The 18,781-nt window shown below is 69.7% G+C and carries 15 protein-coding genes; 10 read left to right on the top strand and 5 right to left on the bottom strand.

Going from position 1 to position 18,781, the window contains the following annotated elements; genetic code table 11:
- Positions 1-93: 93 nt before the first annotated feature.
- Entirely contained in the window at positions 94-765 is a 672-nt protein-coding gene (gene purQ, locus E1181_RS01190; RefSeq protein WP_132671957.1) for a phosphoribosylformylglycinamidine synthase subunit PurQ, read from the top strand.
- Between the two features lie 35 nt (positions 766-800).
- The gene (gene purL / locus E1181_RS01185; protein ID WP_207921966.1) at positions 801-3,071 is read left to right on the top strand and encodes a phosphoribosylformylglycinamidine synthase subunit PurL; all 2,271 of its coding nucleotides are present in this window, start codon (positions 801-803) and stop codon (positions 3,069-3,071) included.
- A 6-nt stretch (positions 3,072-3,077) separates the two neighbouring features.
- On the opposite strand, the gene E1181_RS01180 is transcribed toward purL, so the two are convergent.
- Positions 3,078-4,061 carry a pentapeptide repeat-containing protein gene (locus E1181_RS01180; RefSeq protein WP_132671956.1) on the bottom strand — a complete coding sequence of 328 codons (984 nt, stop codon included), beginning with the start codon at positions 4,059-4,061 and terminating at the stop codon, positions 3,078-3,080.
- Between the two features lie 142 nt (positions 4,062-4,203).
- Complete coding sequence (locus E1181_RS01175) at positions 4,204-4,986, bottom strand: lysozyme (protein WP_165944478.1); 783 nt, start codon at positions 4,984-4,986, stop codon at positions 4,204-4,206.
- Positions 4,987-5,403: 417 nt separating this feature from the next.
- On the opposite strand from E1181_RS01175, the gene E1181_RS01170 reads away from it, so the two are divergent.
- Entirely contained in the window at positions 5,404-7,569 is a 2,166-nt protein-coding gene (locus E1181_RS01170; RefSeq protein WP_207921954.1) for a putative bifunctional diguanylate cyclase/phosphodiesterase, read from the top strand.
- Here E1181_RS01170 and E1181_RS01165 read toward each other — a convergent pair.
- Both E1181_RS01165 and E1181_RS01160 read right to left on the bottom strand, forming a co-directional pair.
- Complete coding sequence (locus E1181_RS01165; RefSeq protein WP_207921953.1) at positions 7,545-9,422, bottom strand: glycoside hydrolase family 15 protein; 1,878 nt, start codon at positions 9,420-9,422, stop codon at positions 7,545-7,547. The genes E1181_RS01170 and E1181_RS01165 overlap by 25 nt on opposite strands.
- A 110-nt stretch (positions 9,423-9,532) precedes the next feature.
- The gene (locus tag E1181_RS01160) at positions 9,533-10,108 is read right to left on the bottom strand and encodes a type VII secretion system-associated protein (protein ID WP_132671953.1); all 576 of its coding nucleotides are present in this window, start codon (positions 10,106-10,108) and stop codon (positions 9,533-9,535) included.
- 184 nt (positions 10,109-10,292) lie between these two features.
- On the opposite strand from E1181_RS01160, the gene E1181_RS01155 reads away from it, so the two are divergent.
- The 6 genes from E1181_RS01155 (at position 10,293) to purM (ending at position 16,704) form a co-directional block, all read left to right on the top strand.
- A complete protein-coding gene (locus tag E1181_RS01155; RefSeq protein ID WP_132671952.1) occupies positions 10,293-10,709 on the top strand; it encodes a PRC-barrel domain-containing protein in 417 nt (138 codons plus the stop codon).
- 289 nt (positions 10,710-10,998) lie between these two features.
- Entirely contained in the window at positions 10,999-12,171 is a 1,173-nt protein-coding gene (locus E1181_RS01150; protein ID WP_132671951.1) for a S8 family peptidase, read from the top strand.
- A gap of 269 nt (positions 12,172-12,440) precedes the next feature.
- Positions 12,441-13,229 carry a helix-turn-helix domain-containing protein gene (locus E1181_RS01145; protein WP_132671950.1) on the top strand — a complete coding sequence of 263 codons (789 nt, stop codon included), beginning with the start codon at positions 12,441-12,443 and terminating at the stop codon, positions 13,227-13,229.
- Between the two features lie 167 nt (positions 13,230-13,396).
- Positions 13,397-13,783, top strand: a complete 387-nt coding sequence (locus E1181_RS01140; RefSeq protein WP_132671949.1) for a sterol carrier family protein — start codon at positions 13,397-13,399, stop codon at positions 13,781-13,783.
- Between the two features lie 121 nt (positions 13,784-13,904).
- Positions 13,905-15,509 carry an amidophosphoribosyltransferase gene (gene purF / locus E1181_RS01135; protein WP_408008939.1) on the top strand — a complete coding sequence of 535 codons (1,605 nt, stop codon included), beginning with the start codon at positions 13,905-13,907 and terminating at the stop codon, positions 15,507-15,509.
- Positions 15,510-15,591: 82 nt separating this feature from the next.
- Positions 15,592-16,704 (top strand): phosphoribosylformylglycinamidine cyclo-ligase, encoded by a 1,113-nt coding sequence (gene purM, locus E1181_RS01130; protein WP_132671948.1) that lies wholly within the window; start codon positions 15,592-15,594, stop codon positions 16,702-16,704.
- 674 nt (positions 16,705-17,378) lie between these two features.
- Here the strand turns inward: purM and E1181_RS01125 are convergent.
- On the bottom strand, positions 17,379-17,567 hold the full coding sequence (locus E1181_RS01125; protein ID WP_093419982.1) for a DUF3073 domain-containing protein: 189 nt from the start codon (positions 17,565-17,567) through the stop codon (positions 17,379-17,381).
- A 246-nt stretch (positions 17,568-17,813) separates the two neighbouring features.
- Here E1181_RS01125 and E1181_RS01120 point away from each other — a divergent pair, with 246 nt between their 5' ends.
- Complete coding sequence (locus tag E1181_RS01120; protein ID WP_132671947.1) at positions 17,814-18,692, top strand: hypothetical protein; 879 nt, start codon at positions 17,814-17,816, stop codon at positions 18,690-18,692.
- Positions 18,693-18,781 lie beyond the last annotated feature (89 nt).

The following is an 18,781-nucleotide window of genomic DNA, read 5'->3' as shown; positions in this document are numbered from 1 at the left end:
AGGGGACCGTGACGCAAACCGGCCACAAGAAACCTCGAAACGCGAGATTCGGCGGGTCGCAACCACCACTGTGAATCGCGGAGAGGCGGACTAGTGAAGATCGGCATCATCACTTTCCCGGGCACGCTCGACGACGTCGACGCCGCGCGCGCGGTCCGCCGCGCCGGTGGCGAGGCCGTCGCCCTCTGGCACGCCGACCACGACCTCAAGGGCGTCGACGCCGTGGTCGTGCCCGGTGGCTTCTCCTACGGCGACTACCTGCGCTGCGGCGCGATCGCCAAGTTCGCGCCGGTGATGACCGAGGTCATCATCGCCGCGGGCAAGGGGATGCCGGTGCTGGGCGTGTGCAACGGCTTCCAGATCTTGTGCGAGTCCGGGCTGCTGCCCGGCGTGCTGACCCGCAACGCGGGCCTGCACTACGTGTGCCGCGACCAGTGGCTGAAGGTGGAGAACAACTCCAGCGCCTGGACCACCCGCTACGACGCCGGCGCCGAGCTGCTCGTCCCGATCAAGCACGGCGAGGGCAACTACGTGGCCGACGAGGCCGTCCTCGACCAGCTCGAAGGCGAAGGGCGCGTGCTGTTCCGCTACGCCGGTGAGAACCCGAACGGGTCGCGGCGCGACATCGCGGGCATCACCGACGCGCGCGGGCGGATCGCGGGCATGATGCCGCACCCCGAGCACGCGATCGACCCGCTGACCGGGCCCACCGACGACGGCCTCGGCATCTTCCTGTCCGTTCTGGATTCTTTGGTGGCAGCGTGACCGACACGATCGACACGGCCGGTGGAGCCGGCCACATCGACTCCGTCGACCGGGCGAAGACCTCTCCGGACGTCGACCAGCCGTTCCGCGAGCTGGGCCTGAAGGACGACGAGTACCAGCGGATCCGCGAGATCCTCGGCCGCCGGCCCACCGAGGCCGAGCTGGCGATGTACTCGGTGATGTGGAGCGAACACTGCTCCTACAAGTCCTCGAAGGTCCACCTCAAGTACTTCGGCGAGACCACCACCGACGAGATGCGCGCCAAGATGCTCGCCGGCATCGGTGAGAACGCCGGCGTGGTCGACATCGGCGACGGCTGGGCGGTCACCTTCAAGCTGGAGAGCCACAACCACCCGTCCTACGTCGAGCCCTACCAGGGCGCGGCCACGGGTGTGGGCGGCATCGTCCGCGACATCATGGCGATGGGCGCCCGCCCGGTCGCCGTCGCCGACCCGCTGCGCTTCGGCCCCGCCGACGCCCCGGACACCAAGCGCGTCCTGCCGGGCATCGTCGCCGGAGTCGGCGGCTACGGGAACTGCCTGGGTCTGCCCAACATCGGCGGCGAGGTCGTCTTCGACGAGTCCTACGCCGGGAACCCGCTGGTCAACGCGATGTGCGTCGGCGTGATGAAGACCGAGGACCTGCACCTCGCGCACGCCTCCGGCAAGGGCAACAAGATCATCCTGTTCGGCGCGCGCACCGGCCTCGACGGCATCGGCGGCGTGTCCGTGCTGGCCTCGGAGACCTTCGACGGCGACGAGAGCGCGGGCGGCCGCAAGAAGCTGCCCAGCGTGCAGGTCGGCGACCCGTTCGCCGAGAAGGTGCTCATCGAGTGCTGCCTGGACCTGTACCACTCCGGCCTGGTCGTGGGCATCCAGGACCTCGGCGGCGCCGGGCTGTCCTGCGCGACCTCCGAGCTGGCCGCGGCCGGTGACGGCGGCATGCGCGTCGACCTGGACCAGGTCCCGCTGCGCGCCACCGGCATGAACGCCGCGGAGATCCTCTCCAGCGAGTCGCAGGAGCGCATGTGCGCCGTCGTGGATCCGTCCAAGGTGGACGAGTTCATGAAGGTCTGCCAGAAGTGGGACGTCACGGCCAACGTCATCGGTGAGGTCACCGACGGCGAGAACCTCGAGATCTACTGGCAGGACCAGCTCGTCGTCGACGTGCCGCCGCGGACCGTGGCCCACCACGGCCCGGTCTACCAGCGTCCTGTCGAGCGGCCGGGCGAGCAGGACCTCATCGCCGCCGACAACGCCAACACCCTGGCCCGTCCGTCCACTCCGGACGAGCTGCGGGAGACCATCCTGACGATGGCCGCCTCGCCGAACCTGTGCTCGCGCGCGTGGGTCACCGACCAGTACGACCGCTACGTGCGGGGCAACACCGTGCTGGCCCAGCCGTCCGACGGCGGCGTGCTGCGCATCGACGAGGAGACCGGTCGCGGCATCGCGATCGCCACCGACTGCAACGCCCGCTACACCCGGCTCGACCCGTACACCGGTGCGCAGCTGGCGCTGGCCGAGGCGTACCGCAACGTGGCCACCACCGGTGCCACGCCGATGGCCGTCACCAACTGCCTGAACTTCGGTTCGCCGGAGGACCCGGGCGTGATGTGGCAGTTCCAGCAGGCGGTGCGCGGCCTGGCCGACGCCTGCGCCGAGCTGGGCATCCCGGTCACCGGCGGCAACGTCAGCTTCTACAACCAGACCGGTCAGCAGGCGATCCTGCCGACTCCGGTCGTCGGCGTGCTCGGCACGATCGACGACGTCACCCGCCGCATCCCCACCGGCATCGGTGGCGAGGAGGGCGAGACGCTGATCCTGCTCGGCGAGACGCGCGAGGAGTTCGGCGGTTCGGAGTGGGCCCGCGTGGCGCACGACCACCTCGGCGGCACGCCGCCGAAGGTCGACCTGGCCCGCGAGAAGCTGCTGGCCGAGATCCTGCTCGCGGGTTCCCGCGACGGCATGATCTCCGCTGCGCACGACCTCTCCGAGGGCGGTCTGGCGCAGGCGCTGGTCGAGACGGCGCTGGTCGGCGAGTGCGGTGCCCGCGTGGTGCTGCCGGAGGGCGCGGACCCGTTCGTCCAGCTGTTCTCCGAGTCCGCCGGTCGCGTCCTGGTCGCGGTCCCGCGCTCCGAGGAGCTGCGCTTCACCGACATGTGCACCGCCCGCGGCCTGCCGTGGGCCAAGGTCGGCGTCGCCGACGCGGGCTCGAACTCCCTGGACATCCAGGACGTCACCGAGATCCCGCTGCCGGAGCTCCGCGAGGCCTGGGAAGGAACCCTGCCGAAGCTGTTCGGCTGAGTCCGCTCACTCAGGAGCCCCGACCGCGATGGTCGGGGCTCCTGTCGTTCCGGTCAGGTCCGGGGCCTGCTCGAAGACGACGCCGTCGAAGTCCGACCGCCCTTCGAACGTCGAGCCGGCCAGCGTCACCTCGTCGGCGAAGGTGCTGTCGGAGAACTTCACGGGCCCGTGGAACGTGGTGCGCTGGCAGCGCACCGGGCCGCCGAAGTGCACGCCGCTGAACCACGCGCGGCGGTGGAACACCGCGTCGTCGCAGCGGAACCTGCCGCTGAGCCGGCCGGTGCCGAAGGCGCTGCCGGTGAAGTAGACGTGGCCGTGGAAGACGCTGCGGCTGAGGTTGTTGCTGCTGAACAGGTGCGCGTAGCGCAGCAGGACGGTGCCGACCTTGCGGTCGGACAGCTCGAAGTACTCCAGCGTCGCCCCGGTCAGATCGAGGTCGAAGGCGGGTTCGTCGGCGTCGTCCGCACCGGGCAGCAGCTCGGTGATCAGGCGCTGCGCGGTCAGCCGCACCTGCAGCTGGCGCTCGGCGTCGTCGGACTCCTCCGGCGTCCAGCGCTGCGACGACGAGTAGCGCGGGTGCTGGAAGGGGCGTCGCAGGTAGGAGCAGAGCACGTCGAGGACGGTCTGGGTGTAGTCGCGGTTGCTGCGCGCCAGGCCGGCCAGCGCGTGCAGCGCACCCACCCTGACCTGGTCGGTCTCGTGCCCCAGCAGCTCGACCGCGCGGGCGAAGCGCTCGTCGGCGACGCGGTCGCGGTCCAGGTCGGTGCGGCGGCTCTCCAGGGTCTGCCGCTGCTCCTCGACGCGCCGCCGCCGATCGTTGAGCCACAGCGCGTACAGCGCGACCACCGACCCGGCCGCGAGACCCCCGGTCCGCAAGGCGTCGGCCCCGGTGATCCGCGGGTCGAACACCAGCAACCCGATGGTCACGCCGCACAGCACGAGGATCGCCAACGAGATCGTCAGAACCAACCCGACCTTGCGTTCACCCATGCCGGTGATTGTCCACGAAGACGATCACCGACGCGGTGCTCTTCCGCGCAGGGAGGGACGGATTGCTCCCGTATTCCGGTCCCCGATTGCGGCGGTGATCGGTCCCCTCAACGCGGTCGTGATCAGGTCTCCTCCGGCCGGGTCAGCCGTGGGCGAGGGCTTGGAGGCCTGAGAGGGGGCCGTTGAAGGTGTTCTGGTCGAGGGGGTCCGAGGTGTGCTGCCAGAAGGTCCACAGCAGCCAGCCGCGGGGGAGCTCGCCGGGGCTGTCGGCGTAGCGGGCGATCCACAGCGGGTTGGTGGTGCCGAAGGTGCCGGAGACGCACTGGTTCCACCAGTTCGTGCTCGTGTAGATGACCGGGTAGCGGCCGGTGCGCGCGTGGTAGGTGTCGCTGAAGTCCTTGATCCACGTGGTGAGCGCGTCGCCGCTCATGTCGTAGCAGGCCTGGCCGTACGGGTTGTACTCCACGTCCAGCGCACCGGGCAGCGTGCGGCCGTCGGCGGACCAGCCGCCGCCGTTGTCGACGAAGTAGTTCGCCTGGGCGGCTCCGCTGGAGGCGTTGGGGATCGCGAAGTGGTAGGCGCCGCGGATCATGCCGACGTCGTAGGACCCGTTGTACTGCTGCGCGAAGTACGGATTGGTGTAGCTGTGGGACTCGGTCGCCTTGACGTAGGCGAACCGCTTGCCCTGCCCGTACCAGGACGCCCAGTCCACGTTGCCCTGGTAGCTGGCGACGTCCATGCCCGGCACGGTGGCCAGCGGGTCGAGGTTCAGGTCCGGCAGGGGGTCGAGGGGCTCGAACTTGCGGATCTGCGATCCCAGCGTCGCGTTGTCCTCGTCGGTGGGACTCGCCTGAGCCGGGGCGGTGAGCACCGAGCACGCCAGTGCGACCATCATGACCAGGGCTGAGCGACCGCGTGCAGTCATCGTGGCCTCGCATTCACGGATAGTCGTGGAGCATGTCGAGCGGCTACGCATCGTGCCCCGAAAGTGTGGCGAACGCTTTCCGAAAGCTGAAGATGTTGTGTTAGCTTTTGACCGGATCGGCTCAATCCGTACAGCTGCGGGGCACCCGAACAGGGGTTTTGGCGAAGAATTGCCAGCGCAACCTCTAGGGGTGGGTTGAGCGTCTAATAGTGGGGGTTCGAACTCCGTCGCCGTTCATCGATGAACTGATCGCGGACGGTTGCGGTATTCGTCTCTCGGCCACGCGGATGGCCGCCCGACACAGGTGTCGCGACTGCTCCGGGTGCCGTACATGATGTTCGACCGCCAGGCTCAACCGGTCGTATGCTTCGACGAGTGACGGCCCAGGCTAGGACGACGAGTGGAGGGCGCCCAGGCATGACTGGCTGGACCGCGCCGGTGCCCAGCGCTCACGAGGTGGCCGCCAAGGTGAACCGAACGGACCGACGACGCTTCGCCGCGGTCTGGGCGCAGGCGCTGATGGGAACCAGCTACGTGCCGATGACCAGCGCCGAGGTCGAAGGCCGTCTGCACGGCTACACCGACCGCCTGGTCGACGCGCTGGTCGGCGAACCCTTCGACGCCTCGCCCGCCCGCGCGGTGGGAGCCGACCTGATCGGTGTGCACTTCACCAGCTCCGAGTCGCTGGCACGCACCGTCGAGCTCATCGGTGACGAGATGCTCGACGTGCTGCGGATCGGCGACGACCCGATGTGGCGCAAGCGCGTCGCCGCGCTGCAAGCGGCGCTGTGCTCCGGGTTCGTGCAGGCCGCGCGCAAGCGCACGCTCGACGAGCAGGAGGCCATCAGGCAGGCCGTGCTCGACGCGCGCGACGCCGTCGAGCTGGCGTTGCGCACCAGCGAGGCCCGCTTCCGGGCGATCTTCTCCGAGGCCGCCATCGGCATCGGCATCGCCGACATCGAGGGCCGGATCTTGGAGGTCAACGCGTCGCTGGCGCGCATCCTGGGCCGCTCCTCCGACGACATCCGCCGGATGCACGTCCCGGACATGGTGCACCCCGCCGACTCGGAGCGGATCTGGCGGCTCTACGACGAGCTGCTGCGCGGCGAGCGCGAGCAGTTCCGGGTGGAGAAGCAGTTCTCCCGGCCCAGCGGCAAGACGGTGTGGACCGAGCTGTTCGTCTCGCTGATCCGCGACGACGAAGGCAAACCGCTCTACCAGGTGGCCCTGATCGAGGACGTCACCGACCGCCGGGAGCTGCAGGAACGGCTCCGCTACCAGGCGATGCACGATCCGCTGACGAGGTTGCCGAACCGGGCGCTGTTCCTCGACCGTCTGGAGTCGGTCCTCAAGCGCCACGACCGCGATGACCGGATCGCGCTGTGCTACATGGACCTCGACGGCTTCAAGGTCATCAACGACAGCCTCGGCCACCACGTCGGCGACCAACTGCTGGTGACCGTCGCCGAGCGGCTCGCCGCAGCGGTGCACGGCGACGACCGGCTGGTCGCGCGGATGGGCGGGGACGAGTTCGTCATCCTGCTGCAGAACTCCACCGGAACCGAGCAGGCGGTCGAGATCGCCGAGCAGGTGCTGTCGGTGATCGACGAGCCGATCCGCATCGACGGCCACGAGCTGACCGTCTCGGCCAGCATCGGGATCGTCGAGCGCAACGTCGACGGGCAGACCGCCGCCGAGCTGATGCGCGACGCCGACGTGACGCTGTACTGGGCGAAGTCCGACGGCAAGGGCCGCTGGGCGCAGTTCGACCCGGAGCGCAACGCCAACGAGGTCGCTCGGCTTCGGCTGGCCGCCTCGATGCCCGCGGCGCTGGAGCGCGACGAGTTCTACGTGGACTACCAGCCGCTGATCGGGCTGCGGGACAGCTCGGTGGTGGGCGTCGAGGCGCTGGTGCGCTGGGCGCATCCTGACCTCGGCAGGCTGGGGCCGGACAAGTTCATCGGGCTCGCCGAGGAGACCGGGCTGATCGTCCCGCTCGGCCGGTGGGTGCTGCACATGGCGTGCGAGCAGGCCAAGCGGTGGCAGGACCGGTTCGGCGACTCGGCGCCGTTCGTCAGCGTGAACCTCGCGGTCCGGCAGTCGCGCGACCCGAACCTGGTCCGCGACGTCGCCGAGATCCTGGAGGAGACGGGTCTCGCCCCGCACCGGCTCCAGCTGGAGCTGACCGAGAGCACGATCATGTCCACCGCCGACGAGCCGCTGGACAAGCTGCGCGCGCTGTCGCGGATGGGCGTGCGCATCGCCATCGACGACTTCGGCACCGGCTACTCCAACCTCGCCTACCTGCGGCACCTGCCGGTGCACGAGCTCAAGATCGCCGGCTCGTTCATGGAGGGCCTGCGCGACGCCGAACGCGCTGATCCGGTCGACGCCCGCATCGTCGGCACCCTCGTCGACCTCGCCCACACGCTGGGCCTCACGGTCACCGCCGAGGGCGTGGAGACTCAGGCCCAGGCCCGCCGGATGGCCGAGATCGGCTGCGAGACCGGTCAGGGCTACCTCTGGGCCAAACCCGGCGATCCCGAGACGGTCACCGACTACATCTTCTCCCACCTGGACTGAGCGGGTGCCGCCGTCCCGTTGCGGCGGGACTTCTGCTCCCGCGTGCGGCCGCCGTAGAGGACCGACGCCGAGTTGACCAGCGCGAGGTGGCTGAACGCCTGCGGGAAGTTGCCGGTGAAGCATCCGGTCTCGGCGTCGAACTCCTCGGAGTAGAGGCCGACGTCGTTGGCCATCTCGACGAGTTCGTCGAACATCCGCTCCGCCTCGTCGCGCCGGCCGCAGTAGACCAGCGCGTCGACCATCCAGAACGAGCAGGCCAGGAACGAACCCTCCCGCCCGCTCAGGCCGTCGACCTCGCTCGGCTCGTCGGTGGTGGTGTAGCGGTCGACGAGCACCCCGTGCTGGAGCTCGCGCTGGATCGCCTCGACGGTGCTGCGCATCCGCTCGTCGTCGCCGGAGAGGAAGCCGACCGCGGGCAGCAGCAGGACCGCGGCGTCCAGCGAGGTTCCGCCGTAGAACTGGGTGAACGCGCGGATCTCGGGGTTCCACGCGCGACGCAGCACCTCCTCGCGGACCTCGTCGCGCAGCTCCCGCCAGTGCTCGACCGGTCCCGGCAGCCCGTCCTCCTCGGCTCCGCGCACCGCGCGGTCGAAGGCGACCCACACCATCACCTGCGAGTGCGTGAAGTGCCGGTCCGGCCCGCGCACCTCCCACAGCCCGCGATCGGGTTCCCGCCAGATCCGCTCCAGGTGGGCGAGCATGCCGCGCTGCACCGCCCACGAGTCCTCGCTCTCCACCAGCCCGCGTTCGCGGGCCAGGTGCAGCGCGTCCATCACCTCGCCGTAGACGTCCAGCTGCCGCTGCCGGTAGGCGGCGTTGCCGACCCGGACGGGGCTGGAGTCCCGGTACCCGCGCAGCCAGTCCGCTTCCCACTCGATCAGGTGCCGCTCGCCGCCGACGCCGTACATGATCTGCAGGTCGGCGGGGTCACCGGCCACGGAGCGGACCAGCCAGCGCCGCCACGCCTCGGCCTCGGAGGTGCAGCCGAGGTCGTCGAGGGCGAGCAGCACCAGCGTGGCGTCGCGGAGCCAGCAGTAGCGGTAGTCCCAATTGCGGTTGCCGGGAACGGCTTCCGGCAGCGAGGTGGTGGGGGCGGCGACGATGCCCCCGGTCGGCGCGTAGATCAGCGCCTTGAGCGTGGCCAGCGAGCGGCGCACGGCCTTCGGGTAGGGCCCGTCGTAGACGATCTTGGCGGACCAGTCCCGCCAGAACCCCTCGCACTCCCGCAGTTCCTGCTCCGGGTCCATCGGCGCGGGCAGCTCGTCGGGGTCCGACGACCACTGCAACACCCAGGACATGCGCTGACCGGCGGAGATCGTCCCGGTGTGGCGGTGGGCGCGTTCGCCGTCGACCCGGGTGGGCAGTTCCTCGCCGCGCAGCACGACGGTGTGCGGACCGGCGATGCCCAGGACGTACTCGTCGAGCACCGGCTCGGTCTCGCTGACCCGCCGCACCCACGGCACCGAATCGCCGTAGTCGAAGCGCAGCACCCAGTCGAGCTGGAAGCCGACCTCGCCGGACACGCCCTCGACGATCCGCACCACGCACGGCTCGTCGTGCTGGTTCACCTCGTGCGGCGGCATGAAGTCGATCAGCCGCAGCACGCCGGAGTCGGTGCGGAACTCGGTTTCCAGCACCAGGGAGTTCTCCCGGTACCGGCGGCGGACCTCGCGCACCGGATCGGTCGGGGCGATCGACCAGCGGCCGTCACCGCCCAGCAGCCGCGCGAAGCAGGCGGGCGCGTCGAAGCGCGGCAGGCACAACCAGTCGAGAGAACCGTCCTTGCCGACGAGCGCGGCCGTGCGCAGGTCGGACAGCAGCGCGTAGTCCTCGATCAGTCCTGGTCCGGTCACCCCGCCGACCCTAAGTTCGACGCGGGCGACCGGCCATCCGTCGATCGAGGTTCGAGGGCAACCGGTTCTTCAGGTTCCCCTACCGGCACCGCCTAGGGAGACGGGCTGCCTCATTCACCCCGGTCCTCGGCGAACTGGATGAGGACGCCGTTGGGGATCACGGCCTGGACGGCTTCGTGCAGGTTCAGGCCGAGGTCGTAGCCGCCGAGGACGTCGGGCAGCCAGGAACCGGGAACCGTGCGGTAGCCCGGCCAGTCCTCCGGAACCCGCGAGGCCGAGGTGCAGGCCGGGACCAGCGTGGTGCCGTCGGACATCTCGGCGGTGTAGACGTTGCGGTCGTCGGCCGACGGCGCGTACAGCATCACCTCGCCGTCCAGCACGGCCTGCGGCAGGTCGTCCTCCGGGCGCTCGCCGTCGGCGATCTCGTCGAGCACGCGCTCCAGGTCGTTGCTCGGTTCCGGCCGGTGCAGCATCAGGTCCGAGGGGACGTACTGCTCGTTGAACTGGAACTCCTCGTCGATCACGCCGTTCTCATCGATCCGGTAAGCACCGACGACGCCCTCCGGCGGCATGTCGCCCTCTTCGTCCTGGGCGTAGCCCGGGTCGGCGATGTACAGCCAGGTGTTCGGGTTCTCCTTGGCGTGCGCCCGCATCTCGTCGGTGATCGGCGGCGTGGGTTCGGTCATGAGGTTCGAGACTCCGTTAGCTCGGCTGGACAAGAACACGCCCCGCGACTGCCGAGCGTTCCCGTTGAAGGGTCCCATTCTTCGCCCGGCGTGGTCCGAAGAGGTCAGTCCGCCGTTTTGAGGTGCCGCCCCGCGCGACGAAGGGGGAGACTTGGTTCCCGGGCTTTGCGGGGAGGGGTGCTCGATGATCGGTCAGCGGGAAGCGTTGCGCATGTTCGGGTGCGAGGTCTTCGATCCGGCGGGGCAGCGAATCGGCATCGTGGGACAGCTGTTCATCGACGACGACACCGAACAACCCGCGTGGATCACGGTCCAAACCGGTCTGTTCGGCACGAACGAGAGCTTCGTGCCGCTCGACGGCGCCGCTTTCGACGGCGACACGGTCACCGTCTCGGTCGGCAAGGAGGCGGTCCGCCAGGCGCCCCGGGTCGATCTGGACAAGGGCGACCTGCCGCTGGCGACGGAACGGGCGCTGTACCGCTACTACGGGATGACCTACGGCGTGGATCCCGAGTCGGTCGACGGCGATTCCGAGCAGTCCGACGAGTACGTCGAGTCGGTTCGGCTGCGGTTGCGGCGCTGGGTAGCCGCCACCCGCTAGAGCGTACGCACCCTCCGTTATATTGAGTACGCAGTGTTACTACTACTTGCGGGTAACAACTGGGAAATCCGGCGATCGCCGGGCCGTTCAGCCCCTTGCGCTTGCACGGGTTTCAGCTGCTCATTCCCGGTAAGTCTGGTCCGATTGGGAACGCGTTAACCCCAACGTCCGATTGTTTGGCGCAAAATCGCCAACGTCGCCCATACGAGTGCACTCGCTGGTTACGTTCCGCACTGAAACACCTCCGCTCGGCCCCACCCGAGCGGAACCGTTTGAAGGAGGGGAACGCATGAGGAAGCTGCTCTTCGGCACCGGGGCAGGGGTTGCCGCGGCGGCGCTCGTGTTCGCCGGAGCTCCCGCCGGCGCACAGCCGCAGGTCGAACTCGCCCCGCTGACCCTGCACCCGCAGGCTCAGTCCAGGGACACCGCGGACGTCTACATCGTCAACCTCAAGGACGGCATCGCCCCGCAGGGCGTCGCCGAGGAACTGGGCGTCCAGGCCCGGCACACCTACACCAAGTCGATCAACGGCTTCTCGGCCAAGCTCACCCCCGAGCAGCTGGAGAAGGTTCGGGCCAACGACAAGGTCCAGAACATCTCGCAGAGCTACCGCATGGCGGTCGAGCCCAACGTCAAGCCGGCCGCCGTCGGCTCGTGGGGCCTGGACCGCATCGACCAGCCGGCCCTGCCGCTGGACGACAGCTACACCCCCACCGGCAAGGGTGAGGGCGTGACCGCCTACATCATCGACACCGGCATCGCGCCCGACCACCCCGACTTCGGCGGTCGCGCCTCGGTCGGCTTCGACGCCACCGGTGGCGACGGCATCGACAAGCAGGGCCACGGCACGCACGTCGCCGGCACCATCGGCTCCAACACCTACGGTGTCGCCCCGGCCGTCAAGCTCGTCGGCGTCCGCGTCCTGGACGACCAGGGCCAGGGCACCACCGAGTCCGTCGTCGGCGGCATCGACTGGGTCGCCCAGAACCACGACGAGAACTCCGTCGCCAACATGTCGCTGGGTGGTCCGAAGGACCCGGCCCTCGACGAGGCGGCCACCAACCTGGTCAACAGCGGCGTGTTCCTCGCCGTTGCCGCCGGCAACGAGTCGCAGGACGCCGAGCAGGTGTCCCCGGCCAGCGCCGAGGGCGTGTTCACCACGGCCGCGTCGGACAACACCGACACCTCCGCCGAGTTCACCAACTTCGGCGCCACCGTCGAGGGCTACGCCCCCGGCGTGGACATCGTCTCCACCGTTCCCGGTGGCAGCACCGAGGCGATGAGCGGCACCTCGATGGCCAGCCCGCACGTGGCCGGCGTCGGCGCGCTGTTCCTGGGCGCCAACCCGGGCACCGCTCCGGCCGACGTCATCAAGGGCCTGCAGGGCCAGGCGTCCGCGGGTGTCGTCCAGGGCGCCCCGCAGGGCACCCTCGCCGACCTCCTGCAGATCGGCGACCTGTGATCGCCTGACGCGATAGAGCGCCGTCGCGGGCCCTTCCTGAGCGCTTCAGGGAGGGCCCGCGCTGCGTGAAGGCGTTGCTTTCGGGGGTATCGGGGCTCCGCTGATCGGGCGTAAACACGTTCGTCGCCCATCTTGTCCGGCGAAAGTCGGTTACGGCGGTTGTTCCCGGTGGATACGTTGCCAACAACAGGGGGAGCTCAGTGTCCATTGCGGTGCCCGTGCCTGATCGCAGGCGGGCGCCGCCGGGGCACATCGAGGAGGGATGTGCCGTGTTACCCGGATACACCGAGGAACTGACCAAGGCACCGACCGGGGTCGCCGAGCCGGGCGCACCGGAACAGCTCAGCCAGCGGGCCGTGCAGGCGCAGGTCGCATCGGTCACCCGAGCGGCTCGGGCGCAGGCCGGCAGCGGCGGAGTGCTGCAGGTCGTGCACGGGGCCAAGCGGGTCGGCTGGGCGGCGTACGAGCTGCAGGCCAGCGCCACGCACCTGGTGCAGGGCGTCGCCAAGCCGCCCTACGCGCAGACCGGCACGCTGGACTCGCTGGAATCGCGCAAGCTCGCCGAAGGCGTGCGCTACCAGGTGCTCTACGACCGCTCCGCGCTCGCTCGTCCGCCGCAGCTGGACATCACGACCAAGCTCGTCGCGCTGGGCGAGCAGGCGCGGGTGATCCACGTGGCGCCCACCAAGCTGATCATGGTGGACAACGAGATCGCGCTGCTGCCGCTGACCGTCACCGAGACCTCGGTGGAGAGCGCGGTCGTGGTGCGCAGCTCGGCGATGCTGGCGGCGATCGCCCGCATCTTCGAGGACCTGTGGCGCTACGCGGCGCCGTTCACGGCCAACCAGGACCTCGACGGCAACGAGCTGCGGCCCACCGAGGAGGAGCGGTGGATCCTGTCGCTGCTGGCCTCGGGCGCCACCGATGACACCATCGGCCGGCTGATGGGCTTCAGCGCTCGCACCGCGCACCGCCGGGTGCGCGAGCTGATCTCGCGGCTCGGCGTCGAGACGCGGTTCCAGGCCGGTATGCAGGCGGTCAAGCTCGGCTGGCTGTGAACCGATCTGGCGGGTGAATCGATCAGGCGTCTCGGCACCGGTTCTGCACATCTGAGCACCGGCACCGAGGCGCACGATCGGGGGATCCATGGTCCGAACCGTCCATGATCGATGTCTGTTTTGCCCGGTCAGTTCGGGCCAGAACCGCCCGCACTAGACTTCGCGCCATGCCGAAGCGCGGTGCGGTGGACCCCGGGGAGATGCGCGAGGCGGTCACCGCCGTGCGCGAGTGGCTCGACGACGCCGAACGTCGTCCGGCCAGGCCCGAGATGGCCAAGGCCGTGCGGCTGAGCCTGCGGACGCTGGAGCAGATCGCGCCCGGCAACAGCGTCGAGGTGCGGGTCCCGCCGTTCGCGGCCGTGCAGTGCGTCGAAGGGCCCAGGCACACCCGCGGCACCCCGCCGAACGTCGTCGAGACCGATCCGCGCACCTGGCTGCTGCTCGCGACCGGGCGCCTGACCTGGGCGGAAGCCGTCGAAGGCGGCCTGCTGACCGCTTCGGGCTCGCGCTCCGACGTCTCCCAGTGGCTCCCGATCGTGCGCGTGGAGGGCTGAGGGCTTCGGACCTGCTACGTGTTGTGATGAGATGGCCGACACGCTTCGGTTGGGGTTCGCCCAGGTTTCCCGCGCCTTACACTGAGGTGTAACTCCGGCTCCGTCATCCAGGGAGTTCTCGGTGGTCACCGACCGTCCGGCTAGTGCCAGCACGACAACGGACCTGCCCTTTCCGACCTTCGACACCTCCGCCGACGCGTTAGAGCGGGACATCCCCCGCGAGGAATGCGGCGTGTTCGGCGTCTGGGCCCCTGGCGAAGAAGTCGCCAAGCTCTCGTTCTACGGGCTCTACGCCCTCCAGCACCGAGGCCAGGAAGCCGCCGGCATCGCCGTCGGCGACGGCTCTCAGGTGGTCGTCTACAAGGATCTGGGCTTGGTCAGCCAGGTGTTCACCGAGCAGACGCTCGCGTCGCTGCACGGTCACGTCGCGGTCGGGCACTGCCGGTACTCCACCACCGGTGGAGGTTCTTGGGAGAACGCGCAGCCGACCTTCCGCACCACCGGTGCCGGCAGCGGCCTCGCGCTCGGCCACAACGGCAACCTCGTCAACACCGCCGAGCTGCTGGAACGCGCGCGCGGCTTCGGCAAGGTCGACGGCGGCAACCTGTCGTCGCCCGCCAACGGCTGCGAACGCGCCACCAGCGACTCCGACCTGGTCACCGGCATGCTCGCGGCCAAGGCCGCGGACATCGGCCTGGAGCAGGCCGCGATGGAGCTGTTCCCGACCGTCTCGGGCGCGTTCTCGATGGTCTTCTGCGACGAGGACACCCTCTACGCGGTCCGCGACCCGCAGGGCGTGCGCCCGCTGGTGCTCGGTCGCCTCGAACGCGGCTGGGTCGTGGCCAGCGAGACCGCCGCGCTGGACATCGTCGGCGCGTCATTCGTCCGCGAGGTCGAGCCCGGTGAGCTGCTGGCCATCGACGCCGACGGGCTGCGCTCGCAGTCCTTCGCCAACCCCAAGCCCAAGGGCTGCGTGTTCGAGTACGTTTACCTGGCGCGCCCGGACACCACGATCTCCGGCCGCACGGTGCACGGCACCCGCGTGGAGATCGGCCGCAAGCTGGCCAAGGAGCACCCGGTCGACGCCGACCTGGTCATCCCGGTCCCGGAGTCGGGCACCCCGGCCGCGGTCGGCTACGCCCAGGCGTCCGGCATCCCCTACGGCAACGGCCTGGTGAAGAACTCCTACGTGGGCCGGACGTTCATCCAGCCCTCGCAGACGATCCGCCAGCTCGGCATCCGGCTCAAGCTCAACCCGCTGCGCGAGGTCATCCGCGGCAAGCGGCTGGTCGTGGTCGACGACTCCATCGTGCGCGGCAACACCCAGCGCGCGCTGGTGCGGATGCTGCGCGAGGCCGGAGCCGTCGAGGTCCACGTGCGGATCGCCTCGCCGCCGGTGAAGTGGCCGTGCTTCTACGGCATCGACTTCGCCTCCCGCGCCGAACTGGTCGCCAACGGCCTCGACGACGACGGGGTGCGGCGCTCGATCGGCGCCGACAGCCTCGGCTACGTCTCGCTGGACGGCCTGATCGCCGCCACGGAGCAGCCCCGCAACCGGTTGTGCGCGGCGTGCTTCGACGGCGAGTACCCGATCCCGCTGCCGGACGACGCGCGGATCGGCAAGTACCTGCTGGAGGGACTCGGCAACGAGCGCGGCGTGGCCGGACCCGCCGAGCCCGTGCTGCCCAGCGGTTACGGGGCGGAAGACGCGCTGCAACGTCCTTGACCTCACCTTCGCCGCGTAGCGTTGGCCGTGCCAGGATTGCGCGTCCGGCGAATCGCAAATCGCACTAGATGTGGAGCCAGTCGTGTCCGAAGACCTGATCGCAGGGTCTGCCCAATCCGAAACCCCGAAGGCCACCTACGCCGCGGCGGGAGTGAGCATCGAGGCCGGTGACGAGGCGGTGGAGAAGATCCGCCCCTGGGCGGAGCGCGCGACCCGGCCGGAGGTGCTCGGTTCCCTCGGTGGGTTCGCGGGCCTGTTCCAGCTCAAGCTCGATCGCTGGAAGGAGCCGGTGCTGGCGTCCTCCACCGACGGCGTGGGCACGAAGCTGGCCGTGGCGCAGGCCGTCGACAAGCACGACACGGTCGGCATCGACCTGGTCGCCATGGTCGTCGACGACCTCGTGGTCGCCGGTGCCGAGCCGCTGTTCCTGCAGGACTACATCGCCGTCGGGCAGGTCGTCCCGGATCGGATCGCGGACCTGGTCAAGGGCATCTCCGAGGGCTGCGTGCAGGCGGGTTGCGCGCTGCTGGGCGGCGAGACCGCCGAGCACCCGGGGATGATGGCGCCCGGCGAGTACGACATCTCCGCCACCGGCGTGGGCGTCGTGGAGGCCGACGGGATGCTGGGGCCGGACAAGGTCCGCCCCGGCGACGTGGTCATCGCGATGGGCTCGTCCGGTCTGCACTCCAACGGCTACTCGCTGGCCCGGCACGTGCTGCTGGAGCTGGCGCGGATGCCGCTGGAAGGCCACGTGGAGGAGTTCGGCCGCACCCTCGGCGAGGAGATGCTGGAGCCGACCCGGATCTACGCCAAGGACTGCCTGGCGCTGGCCGCCGAGGCTGAGGTCCGGACGTTCGCGCACGTCACCGGCGGTGGTCTCGCGGAGAACCTGGCGCGGGTCATCCCGTCGGGCCTGACCGCGACGCTGGACCGCGGCTCTTGGACGCCCGCGCCGGTGTTCCGGATGATCGCCCAGCGCGGCCGGGTCGAGGCCGAGGAGATGGAGCGCACCTTCAACATGGGCATCGGCATGGTCGCCGTGGTCACGGCGGAGGACGTCGACCGCGCCCTGGCCGTGCTCACCGCCCGCCACGTGCCCGCCTGGGTCCTCGGCGAGGTCGCCAAGCAGCCCGCGGTCGAGGGCGCCGGAGAAGACGACCGAGTCGTCCTCCGAGGCAACCACCCCCGCTTCTGACAACACGCGAAAAGCCGCAGCCCCACCAGGGAGCTGCGGCTTTTCGCGCTTCTCACACAAAGAAAACCACGTCAGGCAAGCACCGAAGGTGCTTTCTCCTTCACCACCTGAGCAACCTGCACCGCCGGGGGTTCTGAGCGGCTTCGTGGCGAGCACGGCGTGACGCCGCGTATATCGAATACTCAAGGAGCGGCGCGCGGAGTCCACGGAGCCGCTCAGGTCCCCCACCCGCACCGCTGAGCAGGCCCACCACGAGCACGGAAAAGAGAAGCCGGGTCGTGCGGGCCGCCTCTCGGCGGGTGGCACTGATGGGCTCCAGCCGAACGGTATTCCCAGCAGGCGATAGTTGGAGCCCGGGGGCACGCGCACGACGCCGGCACCCGGTACAACGAGCGGACCCCGCCGAGGATTCCCGGGATGGTGACGATCACCCGTTGGAGGGTCCGCACGCGCGCAGCACGAGGGGCGGTGCGGGAGTTGATCCCCGCACCGCCCCTGCGTCCTGCCGTGTCCAGTCCCGTTTCCGGGTGTTTCTCAGACGTGAGCGGCGCCGCCGGTCGTGACCGGCGGCGCCATCCACGTCGTTGTTCCTCTTGTGGGTCCTGCGAGCTAAGCGACGCACTCCGCCGTCGAACGAACAGCGTTCAAACCGCCGTTCTCACCGGAGGAGTGCGTCAACGTCGACCGTAGTCGTAGTCGTCGTACCCGTCGTCGTGCGAGTCATCGCGGTCTTCGCTGGACCACTCGCCGGACTCCGAGGTCGACAGCTCTCGCTGCAACGCCTCTATGTCCATGGACGGGGAACTGTACTTAAGCTCGCGGGCCACCTTCGTCTGCTTGGCCTTAGCCCGGCCGCGCCCCATGGCTCGACCCCCTCGCACAGGGTGTGCGGGGCGGACAGGGGAAAGCCGGCCCCGCATGATCTCGACAACTTTTCCTGTAACTACCGTACCGTGTCGAGGCGGTTCAACGCGACGTGGTGCCAGGAGTTGGCCGCCGTGTCTTGGGTGACGTCGCCCTCGCCCGATTCGATCAACGACTCGGGGCGGCTCGCGGAGGGCCGTGAGTCGCGCGAACCGGCTCGTCGGGGGCATGACACCATGCTCGCTGTGCCAGAGCCGTTCGTCGCCTATCTGAGGGTTTACGAGCCCCTGTCGTCGTTCGAATCACCGCTGCGCGAGGAAGTCGACGCCGCGGTGGAGCGCGGGTCCGTGGACCCGTTCGACGCGGGGCTGTGGGAGCAGCACCTGTGGCTGCGCAGTCAGCTCGCCGCGCCCCCGAGGTTGCTGCCGGGCGAGAACGCCGACGGCGAGGTCCAAGGCGTGGGCGGTGTCCTCGTGCTGGACCCTGAGGACGTGCCCACCGCTCCGGCCGCCACGGTCGGCCCGGGACCGCTGGTGTGCCCGTTGGACGTGCACGGGCGCGCTGCGGCGGCCCTGGTGGGGTTCCTGGGTGACGCGGAGATCCCGTTGCGGACGGCGGCTCTGCCGGAGTCGGTGGACAAGGCCCGCACCCGCGCCGGCGCGGTGGTCAGCGAGCTCTCCGGCGGCGCCGTGCACGTGCTGTCGTCGACCTGGACCGTTCCGCTGCCGTGGTTCGTCGTGGTGGATCCGACCGAGCGCTGCGTGTTCACCGAGCCCGATCGCCGCCGCGTCTGCTGGCGGGTCGCGATGGCCGACGCCCGCCGCCGGGTGGCTCGTGCGCACTCGGTGTCGAAGCAGTCGATCGGCGACGACGGTCCGACCCGGATCCTCAAGGAGACCGGGCGCTGGCTGGAGCGCTTCCACCCGCACAGCGCCGTCGAGCTCGACTACGGCGGCCTCGTCCAGCTGATGAACCAGTCGGACCTCGACGCCGACACCTCTGCCGAGGACGTCCACGCCATCGTCGACGCCATGGAGGCCGACGACGCGGAAGAGGTCGCCACCCGCTACGAGCAGCTCCGAGACTTCTGGTCCGAGTTCGCCGCCCGCGAACACCACAACTGATCCCCGCTCGATCAGTGCTCCTGAGGTCACCCCGCGCGGGTGCTCGTCCCGATTTCAGTGGAAATCAGGGTTCGGACTTCCACTGAAAT

Source organism: Saccharopolyspora terrae, assembly GCF_004348435.1.
In the GTDB taxonomy this organism is placed as follows: Bacteria; Actinomycetota; Actinomycetes; order Mycobacteriales; family Pseudonocardiaceae; genus Saccharopolyspora; species Saccharopolyspora endophytica.
This window is presented reverse-complemented; position numbering and strand designations above follow the sequence as displayed.

Excerpts from the sequence above, each read along its gene's own strand:
- E1181_RS01180 (WP_132671956.1), bottom strand. The coding sequence starts at position 4,061 with ATGGGTGAACGCAAGGTCGGGTTGGTTCTGACGATCTCGTTGGCGATC.
- E1181_RS01175 (WP_165944478.1), bottom strand. The coding sequence starts at position 4,986 with ATGACTGCACGCGGTCGCTCAGCCCTGGTCATGATGGTCGCACTGGCG.
- E1181_RS01170 (WP_207921954.1), top strand. The coding sequence starts at position 5,404 with ATGACTGGCTGGACCGCGCCGGTGCCCAGCGCTCACGAGGTGGCCGCC.
- E1181_RS01160 (WP_132671953.1), bottom strand. The coding sequence starts at position 10,108 with ATGACCGAACCCACGCCGCCGATCACCGACGAGATGCGGGCGCACGCC.
- E1181_RS01155 (WP_132671952.1), top strand. The coding sequence starts at position 10,293 with ATGATCGGTCAGCGGGAAGCGTTGCGCATGTTCGGGTGCGAGGTCTTC.
- E1181_RS01150 (WP_132671951.1), top strand. The coding sequence starts at position 10,999 with ATGAGGAAGCTGCTCTTCGGCACCGGGGCAGGGGTTGCCGCGGCGGCG.
- E1181_RS01140 (WP_132671949.1), top strand. The coding sequence starts at position 13,397 with ATGCCGAAGCGCGGTGCGGTGGACCCCGGGGAGATGCGCGAGGCGGTC.
- E1181_RS01125 (WP_093419982.1), bottom strand. The coding sequence starts at position 17,567 with ATGGGGCGCGGCCGGGCTAAGGCCAAGCAGACGAAGGTGGCCCGCGAG.